This is a genomic window from Pseudonocardia cypriaca (assembly GCF_006717045.1).
Lineage (GTDB): Bacteria > Actinomycetota > Actinomycetes > Mycobacteriales > Pseudonocardiaceae > Pseudonocardia > Pseudonocardia cypriaca.
This window is the reverse complement of sequence record NZ_VFPH01000001.1, coordinates 3,479,825-3,498,330: the sequence shown is the minus strand read 5'-3', so window position 1 is coordinate 3,498,330 and position 18,506 is coordinate 3,479,825. Positions and strand designations below refer to the sequence as shown.

The following is an 18,506-nucleotide window of genomic DNA, read 5'->3' as shown; positions in this document are numbered from 1 at the left end:
TCGCCCGGAAGCTGGTGTCCGTGCCCGAACAGCAGGACGTCGCGACGGACCCGATCCGGCTCGTGATCATCATCGGCAGCACGCGGCACGGTCGGTTCGGCCCGACGGTGGCCACCTGGTTCGCCGGGCGTGCCGCCCGGCGCCGGGATCTGGCGACCGACGTCGTCGACCTCGCCGACGCCGGGCTGCCGAGCACGCTGACCGACGTCGACGAAGCCGTCCCCGGGCCGGTCACGGCGCTCGCCCCGCGACTGGCGGCCGCCGACGCCTTCGTGGTGGTGACGCCGGAGTACAACCACAGCTTCCCGGCTCCGCTGAAGACCGCGATCGACTGGTTCTACCAGGAGTGGCACGCCAAGCCGGTGGCCTTCGTGGCCTACGGCCGTGAGTCCGGGGGACTGCACGCGGTCGCACAACTGCAGGAGGTCTTCGCCGAACTGCACGCGGTCGCGCTGCCGGACCCGATCACCCTGCCCTGCTACTGGGACCAGTTCGCCGCCGACGGCAGCTGGCCCCGCGCTGCCGCGGCCTGCAACGAGCAGGCCACGGCAACGCTCGACCGGCTCTGCTGGTGGGCCCGTGCCCTGCGGGACGCGCGGTCGCGCTCCCCCTTCACCCCATGACCCCCGACAGGAGGACCACCATGTCCAGGATCTCTACGCTCGCGGCGCTCGGTGTCGCCGTCGTACTCGCCGCCGTGTCCGGCTGCGGGGCGAGCGAGACACCTCCGGCGAACCCGCCGCAGCCCGAGTCGGGCCGGCACGCGACGGTGAACGGCCTGCAGATGTACTACGAGGTGCACGGCCCGGAGACCGGTCGCCCCCTGGTGCTGCTGCACGGCGCCTTCTCCGGGATCGGTGTCGACTTCGCCACGCTGATCCCGGCGCTCGCGCAGAACCGCCGCGTGATCGCGGTCGAGCAGCAGGCGCACGGCCACACCGCCGACATCGACCGGCCGCTGCGGGTCGAGCACATGGCCGCCGACACCGCGGCGCTGCTGACCCAGCTGGGCGTGACCCAGGCCGACGTCCTCGGCTACAGCATGGGGGCCGCGGTCGCGTTCACCATGGGCGTGCAGCACCCCGAGCTGGTGCACAAGCTCGTGCTGGTCTCGGGCGGCTACGACGACAAGTCCACCCATCCCGGTTTGATGGAGGGCCTGCAGGACTTCAAGCCGGAGATGCTGCACGGCACCCCGTTCCACGACTACTACCTGGCCTCAGCACCTCGCCCCGAGGACTTCCCGACCCTGGTCCAGAAGAAGGTGGAGATGGATCGGCAGTACCCGGTCCACCCGAAGAGCGTGGTGGAAGGGCTGCCCGCGCCGGTGCTGCTCGTGGCTGGTGACTCGGACATCGTGCGGCTCGACTACACGGTCGAGTTCTTCGGGCTCCTCGGCGGCAACGTCGTCGGCGATCTCGTCGGCCTGCCGGCCTCCCAGCTGGCCGTCCTGCCCGGCACCACCCACATCGGCGTGATCCACCGGCCCGAGCTGCACACGATCGTCCCCGCGTTCCTCGACGCACCGGCGAAGAGCTAGAGGGCATCCGTTTCACACCGGCCGAGCGCGGAATGCGGTATGACGCGCGGTGTGAGCCACCAGCGCTGGACCGGGCGGGGCGCATGAGCGCTCCGCCCGGACGTGCGGTGAAGGGGGTGATCGAGTGGCCGGGCATGCGCTCGGAGTACTCGTGGCTGTCCCCGCACCGTGAACCGACCGTCACCAGGCCGAACCAGGTCGGTGTCTCGTTCTCCTCCCACAGCGGCCAGGAGTACGAGTCGGGCGGCCGGGCCGTGCGGGCGGACATCCGTGCCGGCGCGGTGTTCGTCACCGGCGAGGAGGGCATCACCTGGGGCGGAGTGGACGGCACGACCGAAGCCCTCGAGATCTACCTGGATCCGGTGCTCGTGCGCCGAGCAGGCGTGCCGCGCATCGAGAACGCGCTCGGCGTGCTCGACCCCGTGGTCTACGGGATGGCCACCCTCGTCAGGCGGGCGCACGTCGTCGGCGGGAGCCTCACCGACATCGAGGCCAGCACCCTGACGCACCGCCTGGTCACCCACGTGGCCCGTGCGTACGGCGACGGCCCCGCCCCGGTGGCGCCGGCGGTCGGCATGCTGGACCGGCGGACGGTCGACCGGGTGACGGAGTACGTCGACGCGGACCTGGCCGCCACGATCACGCTCGACGCGTTGGCAGGCGTCGCCGCGCTCAGCCCGTTCCACTTCGCGCGGGCGTTCAAGGCGACCACCGGGCTGGCGCCGCACCGCTTCGTCACCGCCCGCAGGCTGGAGGCCGCGAAGGCGGCGCTGCTGACGTCGGACGCGAGCGTGGTGCGGGTCGCCCACGCGGTCGGGTACTCGAACGTGAGCCACTTCCGCCGGGTGTTCCGGCGCGAGTTCGGCGTGGCGCCGGGCGAGCTGCGGCGCTGAGCGCAAGATCGGACCCTCCGCTGCGGCGCGTGTTGTGCCAGGTTCCTGCTCGTGTTCGCATCCGACGATCCCGCTGCCGTGCTCACCGGCCTGCTGCAGGCCGCCGACGACCTCGACTGGGAGGCGGTGCGGGACCGCCTCGCCGACGAGGTGCGCACCGACTACTCCGAGCTGTTCGGCGGGGAGGCGGAGACGCTGTCCGCCGACGAGCTGGTGAAGCGCTGGCGGGGGTTGCTGCCCGGCTTCGACGCCACGCAGCACCTCCTGGGCACGGGCCTGGTCGAGGAGCGCGAGGGTGGTCTCGTCCTGCGGACCCACGTGCGCGCCTACCACTACATCGACGGCGCCGAGGGCGGCCCGGTCTGGGGTGTGCACGGGCACTACGTGGTGCCGCTCGAACGCACACCGTCCGGTTGGAAGATCGCCGGGATCACGCTGCGGCTGTTCCACCAGGAGGGCAACACCGTCCTGCCCGCGCTCGCGGGGGAGCGCGCCGCCACGTCGCCGCGGGCGGCCCGGCCGCATCCCTAGGAGCGCCCTGAACAACTCGGACCTACAGCTGACCAGCTCGGCGCGGGTGGTGTTCTCGGACTCCGGCCATCGGGCCTGTCGACCGAAGGCTCGCCATCTTCAGGGGCGGTGCACGCCGAGGGACCGGCGCCAGTATCCGGAGACGACCCGGCGGAGGCGACCGGTGTCGACGGCACCGGGGTCGAGCAGGTACTGCAGCCCGATTCCGCGGAGTTGACCGACGACGGCGACGGCGACGTCGTCGGCGGAGGTGTCCGGGTGCACGGTTCCCTCGGTGATGCCGGCGGCGATGTCGCCGCGTATGTCCGCGCGGAACGCCTCGTCGCGCTCGCGGAAGATCGGGGCGAGTTCGGGCGCTGTCGCAGCCTCCGCCCACAGCAGCAGGAATGCCCGGTTCATCACCCCGATCCCGTCGAGGGCGCCGATGTAGCCGTCGATGAGGCGGAGCATGCGTTCGAGGCCGGGTGGCAGGTCGGCGAGCCCGGGGACGAATCCGGCCTGCGTGGCGCGGGCGAGGGCTTCGAGCATCGCCTTCTTCGTCCCGAACTGGTGGGTGACGATCCCGCGGCTGTAGCCGGCGCGTTCGCCGATCCGGGCCAGGGTCACCGACCGCACCCCGTCCTGCACGACGAGCTCGGCGGCTGCGGTGAGGAGCGCGACCTCGGTCTTCTCCCGGCGTTCCTGCTGGGTGCGCCGCGCGCTGTGCGAGGGGGCCGGCGGGGTCGCGACCATGTCGACACGGTAGCAATCAGTTGCGAGCCGGATGGCGAGCGTTCATGCCGGCCGCGCGGGTCCCGCCTTCGGTCGTGGCCTGACGACGGTCGCGACGTCGGGTGCCTGCGGCCCCGCGAGCAGCGCCCGGAACGCGGTTCGGAGCGCTGCAGGCCCGGTCTGCTCGTCGACCCGCAGCCATTCGGCGGCGCGACGGAGGAACTGTTGTTCGCCGGCGGCCAACCGTTGCTCGTAGGCGAGGTCCCCGACCTTCGTCCGCTGCAGAGCCTGCTGTGCCGGGGCGAAGAAGCGCTCCGGCTCCGGCAACCCGGGAAGCTCCAGAGGCTGTACCGAATGCGTCCCGCCGATCAGAACCGTCCTCCGCAGACGGTTGCCGAGCAGGTGGTGCACGGAGGTGACGAGGTCGGGGTTGCGGGTGAGGTCGAGGAACACGGCCGGCCCGTCCGTGGCGAGGGTGCCGAGGTCGTCGTAGGCCGACACCTGGTCGTAGACGCTGAGACCTGCGGTGAAGGCGATGTTGGCGGGCGAGGTCAACCCGTGGGTCCGGATGCCGGGATCCGAAGCCAGCCGCTCGGCGGTCCCGATCGCCGTCTTGCTCGACGCGCTCGACAGCACCACGGTCATCGGCCCCGCGTCCGCGTTCATGTCCCTGACGTGGTCGGCCAACTGGAGGCAGGCCGGGTAGATCGTCTGCACGACGGCGCGCAGCGGGTCGAGGTGGTCCGGCTCGCCCGCCGGTCGGTAGCGGCGGTAGGAGTCGTCGAGCCCGCCGCGGTGCGCGGAGGTGTCGAGGAACGACCCGGTCTCCGTCGGCGCGGGGCGAACGGTGAGATCCGTCGACATCGGGAGCAGCCCGAAGTACCGGCTCCCGACGGCGACGTCCTCGTGCGCCGAGGCCTCGACGACGGCGAATCCCCACGCCGGAACCCGGCCGAAGCCGGGAGGCGCGGGGAAGGCCGTCAAGTACCCGGCGCGCTCGCCCAGGGCCGCGTACGTGACGTTGTTCGAGGTCAGGGCGAGCGCCTCGACGCCGAGCCGGATCGTGCCGGGTTCGAGCGGCTCCTCCGCGCGTGGGCGCAGCGAGAGCGCCGACACGTCGTCTCGGCGGACCAGCAGGTCCCAGCGGTCCGCGGGCGAAAAACTTGTGAGTTGCATAGCAAGTATCGTAGCAGGGAAAGGGTGGCCACCCGGTTCGACTCGTCGTGCCTCGTGGGCGGGTCGGACCGGCGTCGCGATGGCGGTCAGAGGTGGGCGCGGAAGTGGGCGTCCGCCGCGTCGACCGCGAGGGCGACCTGTGGTTCCTGGTCGTAGAAGTCGACCTGCGTGCCCTCGGCCCACACCGTCTCCGCCGGGCCGGCGACCGTGCCGGCCACCGCGCGGAGGTTCTCCGGCAGCACGCAGCCGTCGCCGTGGACGAACAGGCTGGGTACCTGCACGCGCGGCGCCGCGGACAGCCCGTCGAAGGTCAGCCAGTACGCCCAGCTGAGCTCGGCCATCTCGTTCGTCCACGTGGGCACGGCGCCGCGCTTGGGCGATCCGTAGTAGTCGAGGTCGAGGAACATCCCGGCGCGCTCGTTCCCGGCCTCGTAGGCCGGGACGGTGCGGACCTCACCGGTGCGCTGGTAGGCCGCGAGCGCATCCGCCGCCCGGTCCAGCCGGCCGGCGACGCCGTCGGCGCCGCCGTAGAACGGCGCGACCGATCGCGCGTCGTGGAACCAGCCCGCGACGCTCGCGAACGCCGCGATCGGGGCACCGGCCGCGATCGCGCGCACCGCGTACTGCGCGCTCGCGCAGATGCCGAGGTAGCCGATCGCGCCCGGCCGGACGAACGACAGCGTCGACACCGCGCGGGTCGCCGCGATGATGTCGTCGATCTTGCGAGCCGGCAGCTCCGCCTGCCGCGGCGTGCCGTCGCTCGCGCCGAAGCCCGCGAAGTCGAAGGTGAAGACGGTGTACCCGCGCTCGGCGAGGCGGGCTGCGTACAGGTCGGCCATCTGCTCCTTGACGGTCAGCCACGAGCCGGTGACGACGATGGCGGGCTGCGGCTCGACGAGGTCGGGAACGGCGCGGTGCAGTGTGGCGGCCAGCGAGGTGCCACCGGTGAAGAGCTGGAAGGGACGGGGCTGGGTCATGGGCCGACCATGGCAGGTGGGAGAGGCACGGGGAGGCTCCGATCTTGCGGTCTCAGGGCAACCTGGAGAACCAGGCGAGCGATCCGGCGGCCGCGACGAGTGCGGCGAGCAGCGCCGCGGCGAGCATGGCGCTCGTGACCTCCCGCTCCTCGGTGCGGAAGCCGATCGACGAGCCGATGTCCGCGTACACGGCCTCCAGCTCGGCCGCGGTCTCGGCCCGGTAGGCGAGGCCGCCGCTGCCGGCGGCGAGCCCTGCGAGGGCCTCGATGTCGGCCGGTACCCGCACGCTCTCGCCGTTCACCGTGGTGGTGCCGGTCGGGGTTCCGTAGGCGATGGTCGAGACCGGGACACCCGCCGCGGCAGCCTCGGCGGCAGCGTCCGGGATCGGGGTGCCGGTGGTGTTGGCGCCGTCGGAGAGCAGGACGATCCGGGCCGGGGGAGGATCGGCGCCGTCGTCGGAGCTGCGCACCGCCTCGACGGAGGCGAGCACCGCGTCGCCGATGGCGGTGCCGGAGCCGAGCGAGATCCGGTCGAACGCCGCCGTCACCGCGGCGCGGTCGGGCGTCGGCGGCACGGTCACCGCGCTGGTGCCCGAGAAGAGCACCAGGCCGACCGGGAACGCCTCGGGCAGCTCCGCCACGAACTGCCGAGCCGCGGTCACCGCGGCGGCGATCCGCGACGGTGTGACGTCCTGGGCTCCCATCGACATCGACACGTCCACGGCGACGACGATCGTGGCCCGCTCCCGCGGCACCTGGACCTCCATCACCGGCCGGGCCATGCCGAGCACGAGGCCTGCGATCGTCAGCAGGAACGCGACGGCGGGGAGGTGCCGGCGCCAGCCCGGCCCGTGCGGCATGACCCGCTCGAGCAGCGGCAGGGCCGCGAAGCGCACCGCGTAGCGGCTTCGGCGGCGCTGCACCACGACGTACGCGACGATCAGCGCGGCGACCACGGCCAGCAGTGCGAGCCAGCCGGGGGAGAGGAACCTCATCGCACCCTCCGGTAGCGAGCGGTGCGGCGGCGTACCGCGACGAACCTGGCGACGTCGCCGACCCAGTCGCCGTCGGTGCGCAGCACCAGGTGGTCGGCGCCCGAGGACCGGATGGCGACCGCGGTGGCCGCCCGGTGGTCGGCGACCGCCCGCGCGTAGCGCTCGCGCAGCCTGCGGTCCCCGGTCCGGACGTGGGTGCGGCGGCCGGACTCCGGGTCGACGAGGGTGAGCAGCCCGACATCGGGCAGTTCCGCCTCCCGCCGGTCGGTCACCTCCACGGCGAGGACGTCGTGCCGCGCGCCGAGCCTGCGCAGCGGGACGACCCAGTCGAGGCGCTCGCCCGGCGTGCGCGGCAGCAGGTCGGACACGATCACCCGCAGCCCGGGTTTGCGCTGCTCGCGGTGCAGCCGCTCCACCGCGGTGGCGAGGTCGAGGCCCGCCCCTTCCGGCGTGCGGGGTGCGGCGAGCAGCTCGCGCAGCAGCACGCGGCCGGCCTGACGCCCCGGCCGGGGCGGGACCGTGCGCGGGTCGGCCCCACCGGCGAGACGCACGCCGAGCCGGTTGCCGGGCCGGTCGGTGAGCGCGAGCACCGCGGCCACGACCGCGACGGCGAGGTCGCGCTTCTCCATCAGCGCCGTGCCGAAGTCCATGCTCGCCGACGCGTCGACCAGCACCCAGGTCTCCAGCTCCGGCTCGGCGATGCTCGCTCGGACGTGCGGCTCGCCCGCCCGGGCGGTGACGTTCCAGTCCATGCGCCGGACGTCGTCCTGGGCCGGGCGGTAGGGCCGCACGTCGTCGAGCTCCGCTCCGGGCCCGGTGCGGCGGCCGAGCCTGCCACCGTGCAGGAGGCCGTCGAGGCGGCGGCGGATCGCCAGCTCGTGGACCCGCAGGGCGCGTTCGGCGGTCGCGAGATCCAGAACCGTCATGCGGCGTCCTGCGCCGGGGTGACCCGCGGGGCGTGCACCGCGGTGAGGACCCGCTCCACCAGCGCCCGCGGGGGCACGGCGTCGGCCAGCGCGTCGTAGGTGAGCACGAGCCGGTGCGCGAGCACGTCCGGCGCGACGTCGCTGACGTCGCCGGGCAGCACGTAGGTGCGGCCGCGCAGCAGGGCGAGCGCACGTGCAGCGGCCACGAGCCCGAGCGTGGCGCGCGGGCTCACGCCGAGCTGAAGGGCCGCTGCGACGTCGGGCAGGCCGTACCCCGCCGGATCGCGGGTGGCGAGCACGAGGCGCACGGCGTACTCGGCGCTGGCGTGGTGCACGAACACCCGGTCGGCGGCCCGTTGCAGCGCGGTGACGCTGCCCGGGTCGAGCACCCGGGCCGGCACCGGCGGGTCGACGCCCATCCGCGCGAGGATCGTCAGCTCCTCGACGCCCGACGGGTACCCCATGTCGATCTTGAGGAGGAACCGGTCGCGCTGGGCCTCCGGCAGCTCGTACACGCCGTCGGACTCGATCGGGTTCTGCGTGGCGAGCACGAGGAACGGCGAAGGGAGCGGGTGGCTGTGACCCCCGAGCGTCACCTGCCGCTCGGCCATGGCCTCCAGCAGCGCCGACTGCACCTTCGCCGGAGCCCGGTTGATCTCGTCGGCGAGCACGACGGTGGCGAAGATCGGCCCGAGCTCCACGTCGAACTCCTCGGCGGAGGGGCGCCAGATCCTGGTGCCGACGATGTCGCCGGGCACCAGGTCGGGCGTGAACTGCAGGCGGGAGAACGTCCCGCCGGTGACGGTGGCGAGCGTCCGGACCGCGAGTGTCTTCGCGATCCCGGGCACGCCCTCGAGCAGGCAGTGGCCCCGGGCGAGGATGGCCACGAACATCCGCTCGAGGGCGTGGTCCTGGCCCACGACCACTCGCTTGACCTCGAACAGCGCCTTCTCCAGCAGCGCCGTCTCCGGCAACGCGGTCTCCACGGAGACGGCGGCGCTCACAGCCGGAACGTGGCGTTGGCGGCGCCGGTCCGGCCACCCTCGTTCGGGCAGTCGGAGTCGGGCGTGTTCTGGGCGGGACGCAGGTCTGCCGGCCCACCGCGCTCGACCGACACGGTGGACGGGGCGGCCGGCGCGGGGTTCGCCGCGAGGGCCACCCCACCGACGACGAGCGCGCCGCCGGTGAGGACACCGGCGAGGACGATGCGTGCGGTTCTGGACATTCTGACCTCCGAGGAGACGAGGCCGGCCCCGCCCGTGCTGGGGGGCGTACGGGCCGGGCCGGCCGACGGCGCCGGTGGTGAGGGGCGGCCCACCGGCTGCACCCAGCAGACCAGGGCGACCCGAAAACGCCGGGAAGCCCGACCGAAAGCGGATCGAAAGGACGGCGCTGCACACCGCGCGAACTCGCTAGCGTCGCGGCATGCGGCTCTTGGTGGTCGAGGACGCGCACGATCTTGCGAGCGCGCTGCGGGTGGGGCTCGGCCGGGCCGGTTACGCGGTCGACATCGCCCTCACGGGCGCGGACGCCGTCGCGAAGCTCGCGGTGAACACCTACGACCTGCTCGTGCTCGACCTCAACCTCCCCGACGTGGACGGCTTCGCGCTCTGCCGCGGCGTGCGCGCCGGCAGCATCGCCGGCCCGAGCGGCCCCGAGCTGCGGATCCTCATGCTCACCGCGCGCGGCGAGCTGGTCGACCGGGTCCGCGGCCTCGACGAGGGCGCCGACGACTACCTGGTGAAGCCGTTCGCGCTCGCCGAGCTGCTCGCCAGGGCCCGCGCCCTGCTGAGGCGCGACAACGGTGGGGGGACCGCGGTCCTCACCGTCGGCGACCTGTCGCTGGACGACGGGCGCAGCACCGCCTCCCGCGGTGACCGGGAGCTGCCGCTCACCCGCAAGGAGTTCGCCGTGCTGCGCTACCTCATGCACCGGCCGGGGCACGTCGTCTCGGCCGAGGAGCTACTGGAACACGTGTGGGACGAGAACACCGACCCGTTCACCCAGACCGTGCGCGTCACCGTCGGCACGCTGCGGCGCAAGATCACCGGCGACGGTGAGCCGCCGCTGATCGAGACCGTGATCGGGCGCGGCTACCGGCTGCGGGAGACGGGGTGAAGCGCCCCGCGTGGTCGCAGACGATCCGGTTCCGGCTCGCCGCCACGTACTCGCTGGTGCTGTTCGCGCTGGCCGCGCTCGTGCTCGTGGCCGTGTACGCGATCGTGTCCGAGAGCGTCGACGCCGCGCCGCTGAACCCGATCACGGTGCAGAAGGTGAAGGAGGTGGGCGGCGAGCTCGTGCTGAAGGACGGCGAGCAGTTCCAGGCCGCCGACCTCGCGAGCGTGCAGCAGGCGGTCAACCACAAGGCGCTCGAGCTCATGCGCGACGCGTCCGCAGGCGCGCTCGGCGGGCTGCTGATCGCGAGCTTCGGGGTGGGCTGGTGGCTCTCCGGGCGCGTGCTGCGCCCGGTCCAGCGGGTCACGGCGGCGGCGCGGGAGATCAGCGCCACCGACCTGTCGCGCCGCATCGCCCTCGACGGCCCGCACGACGAGCTGCGCGACCTCGCCGACACCGTCGACGACATGCTCGCCCGGCTCGACGGGGCGTTCGCGGCGCAGCGCCAGATGATCGACGACGCCTCCCACGAGCTGCGAAACCCGCTGGCCGTCATCCAGATCAACCTCGATGCCGTGCTGTCGCGCGACGACGTCGACGCGGCCGAGCGGCGGCGGGCGAGCACCGTGACGGCGCGGGCGACCCAGCGGATGGGCAGCCTCATCGAGGACCTCCTCGCCGCGGCCCGCCGAGCGGCTCCCGCGTTCACCGACGCCGACGTCGACCTCGGGCAGGTCGCCGACGAGGCGGCGGACGCGTTCGCGCTGCTCGCCGACAGCGACGGCCTTCGCCTCGAACGCCGCCCCACCTCCGGCCTGGGGGTGATCGGCGACGCCGAGGCGCTGCGCAGGGCCGTGGACAACCTGCTGTCCAACGCCGTGCGCGTGTCGCCGCCGGGGGAGGAGATCGTGCTCGCCACCGGCCGGTACGGCGGCTGGGCCTGGCTGGCCGTGCGCGACCACGGCCCGGGAATCGCCCCGGAGCACCAGGAGCGCGTCTTCGACCGGTTCTGGCGCGGCCCGGACGCCACTCGCGGGCGGGACCGGGGCACCGGCCTCGGCCTCGCGATCGTCCGGCAGGTCGTCGAGAGCCACGGCGGCGCAGTGGCCGTGCACAGTGCGCACGGGGCCGGCGCCACGTTCGTGCTGTGGCTCCCGATGCGCACCGCGGGCGTGACGGAGCGGACGCCCCGCCCGCCGACGCTGGACCCGCTCGCCGCGGGCTCGCCGGTGCATTCCTGACGCACCGACCTGACGCACGGCCTCCGCCGGAGCAACTCGTGAGGCGGCCCGGTCAGCCGGCGGCTCGGCGGCGGGCGCGGTGGGCGGCGACGTTGATGCGGTTGCCGCACACCTCGGGTACGCAGTAGCGGCGGCGGCCGGCACGGCTGGTGTCGACGAACATGCCGTCGCACGTCGGTGCGGCGCAGTGGCGGAACCGCTCGGGCCCCAGCGCGCGGAGCACGCCGAGCAGCGCGGTGCCGGTGAGGAGGGCGAGCTCGTCGGCGGGCGACGCGCCGGGCCGGGCGCGGACCTGCCACTGCCAGTGGCCGTCGGGGTCGGGGTGCAGTTCCAGACCGCCTGCGGCCGTGGTGAGCGCGGCGGCGCGGGCGGGGTCGGGTTCCTCCAGCAGCGTGCGCAGGGTGCGCCGCAGGTCGTGCACGGCGGCGAGGTCCGCGGCGGTGGGCGCGCCTGGGTGCAGGTCGTGGTCGGCGAGGAAGCGGGCGAGCACGTCGGGGTCGGGGAGGGTGTCGCCGGTGCTCACCATCACCTCGGGTGCCGTGTTGACGAGGTCGGTCGCGAGCGCCGCACCGGCCCTGTAATCGTCTAGCTGGACTTGCATCCCTTACCAGCCTCCCCTACCGTGTAATGGATGAACCGAGACTACACCTCTATACGGGTCCGGCCGGGTGTGGTGCTGGTCGGGCTGCTGGCGCTGGCGCTGAACCTGCGCACCGCGCTCGCCGGGTACCCGCCCCTCATCGACGCCGTCCGCGCCGATCTCGGTTTCTCGGCGGGCGCCGCGGGCTTCGTGCAGACCGGGGCCGTGCTGATGATGGCGGCCGGCTCGCTCGTCGGACCGGCCGCCGCGCGGCGTGGCGGACCGGAACGCGCGCTCGTCGGCGCGGTCGGGCTGGTCGCGCTGGGCAGCCTCGTGCGCGGCGTGCCCGCGGCCGTTCCGCTGGTGGCGGGCAGCCTGCTGGCGGGCTTCGGCATCGGCGTGGCGGGCGTGCTGCTCACCGGCGTGGTCAAGGAGCACCTCGCCGCCCACGCCGGGGCGGTCACCGGCGGCTACGTCGTCGCGATGATGATCCCGTCCACGGTGGCGAGTGCGGTCGCGGTGCCGCTCGCCACGGCCGTGGGCGGGTGGTCGCTCGCGCTGGCCGTCTGGGCGGTGCCCGCGGTGCTCGCCGCCGCGGCGTGGCTGCCGGTGGCCCGCAGGGTCGAGCCCGCCGCCCCGGCCGCGAGCACCGGCCTGCCATGGCGCGACCGCTTCGCCCGGCTCGCGGCGGCCCACCAGTCCGCCGCCTCGCTGCTCGTGTACGGCTGGATGACCTGGCTCGCGCCCTACCTCGCGACCCGCGGGTGGAGCCCGCGCGATGCGGGGATGGTGCTCGCGGTGTGGGCCGCGGCCCAGGTGCCCGGCGCACTCGTCATACCGGCGTTGGCCGAGCGCAGCGGCCGCTGGCGGTTCTGGTCGGGCGTCGCGCTCGCGAGCACGGCGGCAGGCACCATCGGCCTGATGCTCGCGCCGCTGCCCCCGGCCGTGGGGCCGTGGGCCTGGGCGGCGCTCGTCGGCGTCGGGTCGGGGGCCGGGTTCCCGCTGGGCCTCGCCGTGGTCGCCTGGCGCACGCCGGACGCCGCCGCGAGCGCCGCCACGAGCGGGATGGCCCTCGGCGTCGGCTACACCGTGGCCGGCATCGGACCGTTCGCCATGGGCGTGCTGATCGACCTGACCGGCGGTTACGCCGCGGCGATCGGTCTGCTGCTCGCCGCTGCTGCGGTGCAGGCGACCGCGATCGCCCGCATCGGCGACGCGCCCCGCTGACCACCCGCCGGGCGGTGATGGCCGTTTCGGACAAGAGTGGCGACCGGCTTCCGCCCTAGCGTCGCGAGCGAGTGGCGGACGTTCGGTGAGGGGAGCAGAGATGGCCAGGGTGGTTATGCAGGCGGTCGTGTCGGTGGACGGCTACATCGCCTATCCCGACGACTCGGTCGGGCCGTTGTTCGACTGGTACTTCAACGGCGACGCGGAGCTGTCCGCCAGGGCGAGCGGCTGGACGTTCCAGGTCTCGCGGACGTCCGCCGACCACGTGCAGCCGTTCTGGGACGCCATCAAGGTCACGGTGATCGGCCGGCACCTGTTCGACACCACCAACGGCTGGGACGGCAAGCCCGCCGCGGGGGACGAGCTCGTCGTCGTCACCCACCGGCCGTTGCCCGAGGAGTGGCTCGCCCAGCACCCGGACGCGCCGTTCCACACCGCCGACTCGGTGGAGTCGGGCATCGCGCTCGCCAAGGAGCTCGCGGGCGACGGCCTGGTCGACGTGACCGCGGGTGACCTCGGCGGGCAGGCGTTCTCGGCGGGGCTGGTCGACGAGGTCGCGATGGACGTCGTCCCGGTGGTGCTGGGCGAAGGGGTGCGTTTCTTCGGCAGCCACGCCGGCACCGTCCTGCTCGACGATCCCGACTCGGTGGTTCAGGGCGACCGCGTGCTGCACCTGCGCTACACGGTCAAACGCTGACGGGTTCGCCCGGCTGGGCCTCGGTGGGCGGGCGCCGCGTCAGCGCCCTGCCGCGGCGGCCAGCAGCTGCGTCAGGTCGGCCCACGAGCGCCCACCCGCGTCCTTCTCGCTCATGATCGAGACCGGCAACGGCCAGTCGATCGCGAGGTCCGGGTCGTCGTACCGGACGGTGACGTCCTCGGTGGGGTCGTGGGGGGCGTCGATCCGGTAGCAGGTGTCGGCCTCGGTGAGCGCCTGGAAGCCGTGCAGGCACCCGCGCGGGATGTAGATGCTGCGCATGTTCTCGTCGTCCAGCCGGAACGACTCCGAGCGCCCGAACGTCGGCGAGCCGGCCCGGGCGTCCACGACCACGTCGAAGATCGCGCCGCGCGCGCAGCGCACCAACTTGGCCTCGCCGCGCCCGACCCGGCCGTGGAGTCCGCGCAGCCCGGCGCGTACCGTGCGCGACTGGGAGTCCTGCAGGAACGCGTTCGGGTCCAGGCCAGCGCCCCGCGCCACGTCGGCGTCGAAGGTGCGGCTGAACCAGCCGCGTTCGTCGCGGTGCGGCGACGGCTCGAACACCAGGAGGCCGGCGATCCCGGTCTCACGGACGTGCATGGTGCCTCCACCGGCGGTGCTCGTGTAACGGTTCGATGCGCCTGGGTGACGTCCCCGGCCTTCGGGCCGACCCTACCGCTGAGCAATTCGACAGCACTGTGCCGTTCGCCGGACCGATCCGGGAGACCGATGGTGATCGCCAGCCCCGCCTGCCGTTCCTGTCACCGCACCGACGGAGACATCGTCCTCGACCTCGGCGAGCAGCCGTCGTCCGAGCTCTTCCCGAAGATCGACGAGCCCGGCCCGGACGAGCTGTTCCCGCTGCGGATGTGGCTGTGCGCGAGCTGCGGACTGGCGCAGCTGGCCGACGACGCCGACGTGCCGGAGGAGGTCGTGGGCACCGAGCCGGCGGCGCTCACCGCGCAGCGTGGCGAGGCCGTGCGCGAGCTCGTCGCGGCCGGAGCGCTCCCGGACGGCGGCACCGCCGCCGAGTTCCCCAGCCCGCACGGCGGCACGTGGCTGGACCTGCTCGCCGGGCACGGCTTCACCGCGGTGCCCCGCGAGGGCGGCGCCGACCTGGTGATCGACGGTTGCTTCGGGGTGATGCACGAGCGCGACCAGGACAGGGCCGTGCGCGAGCGCACGGCGGCGGTGAGCCCCGGCGGCCGCCTCGTGGTGCAGTTCCACTCGCTGCACGCCATCGTGGCCGGCTCGCAGTGGAACGCGCTGCGGCTGGGCCACTACGCCTACTACTCCACGCCCGCCATGATCGGGATGCTCGGGCGGGCCGGGTTCACGGTCACCACCGCCCGCCGGTTCCCCCTCTACGGGGGCACGGTCGCGCTCGTCGCGGGCCGGACGTCCGAGTCGCCGGCCGTGGACACGGCCGCGGTCGACGCCGTGGCGGCGCCCGAGCTCGCCGCGGGCATGCTGCGGCCGGGCAAGGTCGGCGCCCTGCAGCACTCGGTGCGGCGCACGGCGGGGTCGCTGCGGGAGATGCTCGTCGCGCAGCGGGCCGCGGGGCGCCGCGTGTACGGCTATGCGGCGGCGTCGCGGGCGGTGTCGCTGCTGCGCCTCGCCGACCTGGACGCCACCCTGCTCGCCGGGGTCGCCGACGCCTCGCCGGGCAAGCAGGACCGGCGGATGCCCGGCAGGGACATCCCGATCATCACGCCGGAGGAGCTGGTCGCGGCGGAGCCGGACGTCGTGCTGGTGTTCGTCTCCGAGCTCGTGGGCGAGGCGAGGGCGGCCCTGCCGGAGATCGAGCGACGCGGCGGCACGTGGGTGGACGCGGGCGCCGGTCGCTGACTCCGAGGTTCTCCTCGGTTGGACCGTTCGGTAGCGATGCGGGCGAGGCGACGCCCGCACCGCTACCGAACGCCCGATCAGCCGATGATGCCGATGGCCCACATCGCGGCGAGCAGCGCCATCCAGATCACCAGGGCCACGAGCACGCGCAGCCACAGTCGTTTGACCAACGGATCGTCAGCCGCCGATGTTGTCGAGGACGAGCAACACCGACAGGAAGCCGAAGAAGAGGAACGACACGGCCAGCACCGCGAGCCGCACCCCTCCCACCTGCAGTTCCTTCGGAAGTGCCTTCCGGTTGAGCTGGATCAGCAGTCCGGAGTAGATGAACATCTGCACGCCCGCGATGCAGGACGAGATCACGAGCAGCACGAAGGGCTGGCTGACACCCGACAGCAGGATCACCGAGCCCACGATGATCATGAGCCAGACGACGGCGGCGTAGATCCGGCTCTCGGTCCAGACCTGGCTGTCCTTGAGCGCGTTGATCTTGAGCTGGTCGGCGATCAGGCGGCTCGTGTAGTCCAGGATGCCGAGGTTGGTCGAGAACAGCGTGATGACCGCGGTGAGCCAGAAGGCGGTGCCGAACCACGGTGCCACGGTCTCCTGCAGGGTCTGCCCCTCCAGGAACAGGAAGTCGAGGTTCCGCTCCTCCACCTGGCCGAGTGGCAGCGTCGAGTAGGCCAGCACCGACATGATGATGAGCGACACGACGCCGATGACGAAGAAGGTGAGGAACTGCTCCAGGTTCGCGACCTTCCACCAGCCGCGCCACCGCCGCATGTTCTCGTCGTCGGTCGGGAACATGTACCCGAGTGAGGGCTTCGCCTCCTCGTGCCCGGTGATGGGCGAGACGATCTTGGGGATGTACTGGCCCATCCCCATGCCCTTGTCCCGGATGTAGTTGCTCTGCACCAGGTTGTTCGCACCGCCCGCGCCGGCGAAGGCCAACGCACCCAGGAGCAGCGCGATGTCCAGGTTCTCGTGTCCGAGCGGGAAGCCGGGCCCGCCGATTCCCTCGGAGACGAGGGCACCCCACGCTTCGCTCGTGGTCGCCACCGGGATCGCGACGACGACGAAGAGCATGATCAGTGCGACCAGCACGAACTGGATCTTCTCGACGGCCTGGTAGACGACGGGGGAGAGGGTGAGCGTGATGCCGATGGCCACGAGCGCCGCGATCGTGATCGGGACGATCGGTGCGTTCTCACCCAGCCCGAGCGCGAACGACAGGGCCGTGGACGCCCCGGTCGCCCAGCCGGGCCAGAAGTTCTGGCAGAGCGCGAAGACGATGAACAGCCACCACCACGGCTTCCAGAACCGGGCGAATCCGGTGATCGCGGACTCCCCGGTGGCCAGCGTGTAGCGCTCGATCTCCATGTTCAGGAAGAACTGGATGCCGAACCCCACGACGGCGGCCCACATGAAGATGAAGCCGATCTGGGATGTGATGTAGGGCCAGAGGATGATCTCCCCGGACCCGATCGCGGTGGCCAGGATGATGACGCTCGCCCCGACCACCTTCCGCAGCGGCACAGGTTCGGGGAGGTCCCTGAACTCGACCGGTGGGAGGTACTTGCTCGGCAGTGTGGGCTGGACCTGCCCGGGACCGTCGCTCGTGACCACCGCGCCTCCTTGCGCGTCAGGGTGGCCTCGTTGCCACCGCGTGGACCGAATCGCTCACCCGGGTCGGATGGGTGATTCGGGTAGATCGCAACAGGGCCGGTAAACGCTGTCAAGCGCGAGGGGCAGGTGGACGCGGGAGGATCACCGGTTGTGGCGCACCTGCGATGTGACTTCTTCTCCGACGTGCTGGGCCTGTCGACGTCGATGACCGTGCTGCTGCCGCAGCGGACCTCGACCCAGATCGGCATGGCGGGCGCCGGGGGTGACGGGCCGCCCCCGGTGCTCTACCTGCTGCACGGCCTCTCCGACGACGACACGACCTGGCTGCGGCGCACGTCGATCGAGCGCTACGCGGCGTCGCTCGGGCTGGCGGTGGTGATGCCGCAGGTGCACCGCAGCTTCTACGCCGACCAGGCCTACGGCGGCCGCTACTGGACGTTCCTGTCCGAGGAGCTGCCCGCGCTGGTGGGGGACTTCTTCCGGATCTCGTCCCTGCGGGAGGACACGTTCGTCGCCGGCCTGTCGATGGGCGGGTACGGCGCGTTCCGCTGGGCGCTGCGGCACCCGGAGCGGTTCGCGGCGGCCGCCAGCCTGTCTGGCGCCCTGGACATCGCTGCGCGCCGGCGGTCCCGCCCGGAGGACCCGCGCCTGTACGAGCGCGTGTTCGGCGACGAGGACGTCGCAGGGGGCCCGCACGACCTCCACGCGCTGCTGCGCGGCGCCGAGCCGGCGGACCTGCCTTCGCTCTACCTGTGCTGTGGCACCGAGGACGTCCTGCTCCCCGAGAACGAGGCGTTCCGCGACACCTGCGCGGCCGCCGGGGTGCCGCTTCGCGCCGAGTTCTCCCCGGGCGACCACGACTGGGCCTACTGGGACGCCCGGATCCAGGACGTGCTGGCCTGGCTGCCGCTGCGCGGGCCGTCGTGATCAGGCCGGGACCGCGGCGTTCCGCAGCAGGCCGGGGGTGGTCCGCAGCGTCACGTTGATGACGTTCCACGCGTTGATCGCCGCGATCGCGGCGACCAGGCCCGCGAGCGCCGCCGGCTCGTAGTGCTCCTCGGCCTCGGCCCACACCTCGTCGCTGACCCCGCCCGGCGCCATGCGGGTGGCCTCCTCGGTGAGCGCCAGCGCGGCCCGCTCCGCGGGGGTGAACCACGGCGCGTCCCGCCACACGGCCACCGCGAAGATCCGCTCGTCGGTCTCGCCGTCGTCCTTCAGGTCGAAGGCGTGCATGTCGGTGCAAAAGGCGCAGCCGTTCATCTGGCTCGCCCGCAGCTTGATCAGGTCCAGCGTCCGCTTCGGCACCGGGCAGGTCGCCAGGTACTTCTCCAGGCCCATCATCGCCTGGTAGGCCGCTGGCTGGAGGTCGCGGATGCGAAGCCGCATGGTCATCGGGTCTCTCCTTTTTCACGGCAGCGCGGGTGCGC

At 73.0% G+C, this 18,506-nt stretch carries 21 protein-coding genes; 10 read left to right on the top strand and 11 right to left on the bottom strand.

The window, feature by feature from the left end:
• Positions 1-20 precede the first annotated feature (20 nt).
• The 4 genes from FB388_RS16640 (at position 21) to FB388_RS16625 (ending at position 2,964) form a co-directional block, all read left to right on the top strand.
• Positions 21-623, top strand: a complete 603-nt coding sequence (locus tag FB388_RS16640; RefSeq protein ID WP_211361946.1) for an NADPH-dependent FMN reductase — start codon at positions 21-23, stop codon at positions 621-623.
• Between the two features lie 20 nt (positions 624-643).
• Positions 644-1,540 (top strand): alpha/beta fold hydrolase, encoded by an 897-nt coding sequence (locus FB388_RS16635; protein WP_142101939.1) that lies wholly within the window; start codon positions 644-646, stop codon positions 1,538-1,540.
• A gap of 83 nt (positions 1,541-1,623) precedes the next feature.
• On the top strand, positions 1,624-2,433 hold the full coding sequence (locus FB388_RS16630) for a helix-turn-helix domain-containing protein (RefSeq protein ID WP_142101937.1): 810 nt from the start codon (positions 1,624-1,626) through the stop codon (positions 2,431-2,433).
• A gap of 51 nt (positions 2,434-2,484) precedes the next feature.
• Entirely contained in the window at positions 2,485-2,964 is a 480-nt protein-coding gene (locus FB388_RS16625; RefSeq protein ID WP_170225642.1) for a nuclear transport factor 2 family protein, read from the top strand.
• 99 nt (positions 2,965-3,063) lie between these two features.
• Here FB388_RS16625 and FB388_RS16620 read toward each other — a convergent pair whose 3' ends face one another.
• The 7 genes from FB388_RS16620 to FB388_RS16590 all read right to left on the bottom strand — a co-directional run bounded on the left by FB388_RS16620 (position 3,064) and on the right by FB388_RS16590 (position 8,973).
• A complete protein-coding gene (locus FB388_RS16620; RefSeq protein ID WP_142101932.1) occupies positions 3,064-3,696 on the bottom strand; it encodes a TetR/AcrR family transcriptional regulator in 633 nt (210 codons plus the stop codon).
• A 42-nt stretch (positions 3,697-3,738) separates the two neighbouring features.
• Complete coding sequence (locus FB388_RS16615; RefSeq protein WP_142101930.1) at positions 3,739-4,851, bottom strand: DUF2855 family protein; 1,113 nt, start codon at positions 4,849-4,851, stop codon at positions 3,739-3,741.
• A gap of 86 nt (positions 4,852-4,937) precedes the next feature.
• A complete protein-coding gene (locus tag FB388_RS16610; RefSeq protein WP_142101928.1) occupies positions 4,938-5,828 on the bottom strand; it encodes an alpha/beta hydrolase in 891 nt (296 codons plus the stop codon).
• 52 nt (positions 5,829-5,880) lie between these two features.
• Positions 5,881-6,822, bottom strand: a complete 942-nt coding sequence (locus tag FB388_RS16605; RefSeq protein ID WP_142101926.1) for a VWA domain-containing protein — start codon at positions 6,820-6,822, stop codon at positions 5,881-5,883.
• A complete protein-coding gene (locus FB388_RS16600; RefSeq protein WP_142101924.1) occupies positions 6,819-7,748 on the bottom strand; it encodes a DUF58 domain-containing protein in 930 nt (309 codons plus the stop codon). The genes FB388_RS16605 and FB388_RS16600 overlap by 4 nt, the downstream gene beginning before the upstream one ends.
• Entirely contained in the window at positions 7,745-8,752 is a 1,008-nt protein-coding gene (locus FB388_RS16595; RefSeq protein ID WP_246121986.1) for an AAA family ATPase, read from the bottom strand. The genes FB388_RS16600 and FB388_RS16595 overlap by 4 nt, the downstream gene beginning before the upstream one ends.
• Complete coding sequence (locus tag FB388_RS16590) at positions 8,749-8,973, bottom strand: hypothetical protein (protein ID WP_142101922.1); 225 nt, start codon at positions 8,971-8,973, stop codon at positions 8,749-8,751. Before FB388_RS16590 ends, FB388_RS16595 begins: the two co-directional genes overlap by 4 nt.
• Positions 8,974-9,173: 200 nt before the next feature.
• On the opposite strand from FB388_RS16590, the gene FB388_RS16585 reads away from it, so the two are divergent.
• Together FB388_RS16585 and FB388_RS16580 are read left to right on the top strand one after the other, a co-directional pair.
• Positions 9,174-9,866, top strand: a complete 693-nt coding sequence (locus tag FB388_RS16585) for a response regulator transcription factor (RefSeq protein ID WP_142101920.1) — start codon at positions 9,174-9,176, stop codon at positions 9,864-9,866.
• A complete protein-coding gene (locus FB388_RS16580) occupies positions 9,863-11,104 on the top strand; it encodes a sensor histidine kinase (RefSeq protein ID WP_142101918.1) in 1,242 nt (413 codons plus the stop codon). Before FB388_RS16585 ends, FB388_RS16580 begins: the two co-directional genes overlap by 4 nt.
• Before the next feature lie 52 nt (positions 11,105-11,156).
• Here the strand turns inward: FB388_RS16580 and FB388_RS16575 are convergent, their stop codons facing one another.
• Positions 11,157-11,705, bottom strand: coding sequence for a CGNR zinc finger domain-containing protein (locus tag FB388_RS16575; protein ID WP_142101916.1), 549 nt, complete (start codon positions 11,703-11,705; stop codon positions 11,157-11,159).
• A 30-nt stretch (positions 11,706-11,735) separates the two neighbouring features.
• Here FB388_RS16575 and FB388_RS16570 point away from each other — a divergent pair, with 30 nt between their 5' ends.
• Both FB388_RS16570 and FB388_RS16565 read left to right on the top strand, forming a co-directional pair.
• The gene (locus FB388_RS16570; RefSeq protein WP_142101914.1) at positions 11,736-12,911 is read left to right on the top strand and encodes an MFS transporter; all 1,176 of its coding nucleotides are present in this window, start codon (positions 11,736-11,738) and stop codon (positions 12,909-12,911) included.
• A 100-nt stretch (positions 12,912-13,011) separates the two neighbouring features.
• Positions 13,012-13,608: a dihydrofolate reductase family protein gene (locus FB388_RS16565; RefSeq protein ID WP_142101912.1), complete on the top strand. Its 597-nt coding sequence runs from the start codon at positions 13,012-13,014 to the stop codon at positions 13,606-13,608.
• 39 nt (positions 13,609-13,647) lie between these two features.
• On the opposite strand, the gene FB388_RS16560 is transcribed toward FB388_RS16565, so the two are convergent.
• Positions 13,648-14,205 carry a dTDP-4-dehydrorhamnose 3,5-epimerase family protein gene (locus tag FB388_RS16560; protein ID WP_142101910.1) on the bottom strand — a complete coding sequence of 186 codons (558 nt, stop codon included), beginning with the start codon at positions 14,203-14,205 and terminating at the stop codon, positions 13,648-13,650.
• Positions 14,206-14,334: 129 nt separating this feature from the next.
• On the opposite strand from FB388_RS16560, the gene FB388_RS16555 reads away from it, so the two are divergent.
• Positions 14,335-15,453 (top strand): class I SAM-dependent methyltransferase, encoded by a 1,119-nt coding sequence (locus FB388_RS16555; protein WP_142101908.1) that lies wholly within the window; start codon positions 14,335-14,337, stop codon positions 15,451-15,453.
• A gap of 177 nt (positions 15,454-15,630) precedes the next feature.
• Here the strand turns inward: FB388_RS16555 and FB388_RS16550 are convergent, their stop codons facing one another.
• Positions 15,631-17,079 carry an Nramp family divalent metal transporter gene (locus FB388_RS16550; protein ID WP_142101906.1) on the bottom strand — a complete coding sequence of 483 codons (1,449 nt, stop codon included), beginning with the start codon at positions 17,077-17,079 and terminating at the stop codon, positions 15,631-15,633.
• 150 nt (positions 17,080-17,229) lie between these two features.
• On the opposite strand from FB388_RS16550, the gene FB388_RS16545 reads away from it, so the two are divergent.
• The gene (locus tag FB388_RS16545; RefSeq protein ID WP_142101904.1) at positions 17,230-18,006 is read left to right on the top strand and encodes an alpha/beta hydrolase; all 777 of its coding nucleotides are present in this window, start codon (positions 17,230-17,232) and stop codon (positions 18,004-18,006) included.
• On the opposite strand, the gene FB388_RS16540 is transcribed toward FB388_RS16545, so the two are convergent.
• On the bottom strand, positions 18,007-18,471 hold the full coding sequence (locus FB388_RS16540; protein ID WP_142101902.1) for a carboxymuconolactone decarboxylase family protein: 465 nt from the start codon (positions 18,469-18,471) through the stop codon (positions 18,007-18,009). It abuts the gene before it with no gap.
• Positions 18,472-18,506 lie beyond the last annotated feature (35 nt).

Excerpts from the sequence above, each read along its gene's own strand:
- FB388_RS16615 (WP_142101930.1), bottom strand. The coding sequence starts at position 4,851 with ATGCAACTCACAAGTTTTTCGCCCGCGGACCGCTGGGACCTGCTGGTC.
- FB388_RS16620 (WP_142101932.1), bottom strand. The coding sequence starts at position 3,696 with ATGGTCGCGACCCCGCCGGCCCCCTCGCACAGCGCGCGGCGCACCCAG.
- FB388_RS16570 (WP_142101914.1), top strand. The coding sequence starts at position 11,736 with ATGAACCGAGACTACACCTCTATACGGGTCCGGCCGGGTGTGGTGCTG.
- FB388_RS16605 (WP_142101926.1), bottom strand. The coding sequence starts at position 6,822 with ATGAGGTTCCTCTCCCCCGGCTGGCTCGCACTGCTGGCCGTGGTCGCC.
- FB388_RS16630 (WP_142101937.1), top strand. The coding sequence starts at position 1,624 with ATGAGCGCTCCGCCCGGACGTGCGGTGAAGGGGGTGATCGAGTGGCCG.
- FB388_RS16560 (WP_142101910.1), bottom strand. The coding sequence starts at position 14,205 with ATGCACGTCCGTGAGACCGGGATCGCCGGCCTCCTGGTGTTCGAGCCG.
- FB388_RS16610 (WP_142101928.1), bottom strand. The coding sequence starts at position 5,828 with ATGACCCAGCCCCGTCCCTTCCAGCTCTTCACCGGTGGCACCTCGCTG.
- FB388_RS16565 (WP_142101912.1), top strand. The coding sequence starts at position 13,012 with ATGGCCAGGGTGGTTATGCAGGCGGTCGTGTCGGTGGACGGCTACATC.
- FB388_RS16555 (WP_142101908.1), top strand. The coding sequence starts at position 14,335 with ATGGTGATCGCCAGCCCCGCCTGCCGTTCCTGTCACCGCACCGACGGA.
- FB388_RS16540 (WP_142101902.1), bottom strand. The coding sequence starts at position 18,471 with ATGACCATGCGGCTTCGCATCCGCGACCTCCAGCCAGCGGCCTACCAG.
- FB388_RS16585 (WP_142101920.1), top strand. The coding sequence starts at position 9,174 with ATGCGGCTCTTGGTGGTCGAGGACGCGCACGATCTTGCGAGCGCGCTG.
- FB388_RS16575 (WP_142101916.1), bottom strand. The coding sequence starts at position 11,705 with ATGCAAGTCCAGCTAGACGATTACAGGGCCGGTGCGGCGCTCGCGACC.
- FB388_RS16635 (WP_142101939.1), top strand. The coding sequence starts at position 644 with ATGTCCAGGATCTCTACGCTCGCGGCGCTCGGTGTCGCCGTCGTACTC.
- FB388_RS16600 (WP_142101924.1), bottom strand. The coding sequence starts at position 7,748 with ATGACGGTTCTGGATCTCGCGACCGCCGAACGCGCCCTGCGGGTCCAC.
- FB388_RS16590 (WP_142101922.1), bottom strand. The coding sequence starts at position 8,973 with ATGTCCAGAACCGCACGCATCGTCCTCGCCGGTGTCCTCACCGGCGGC.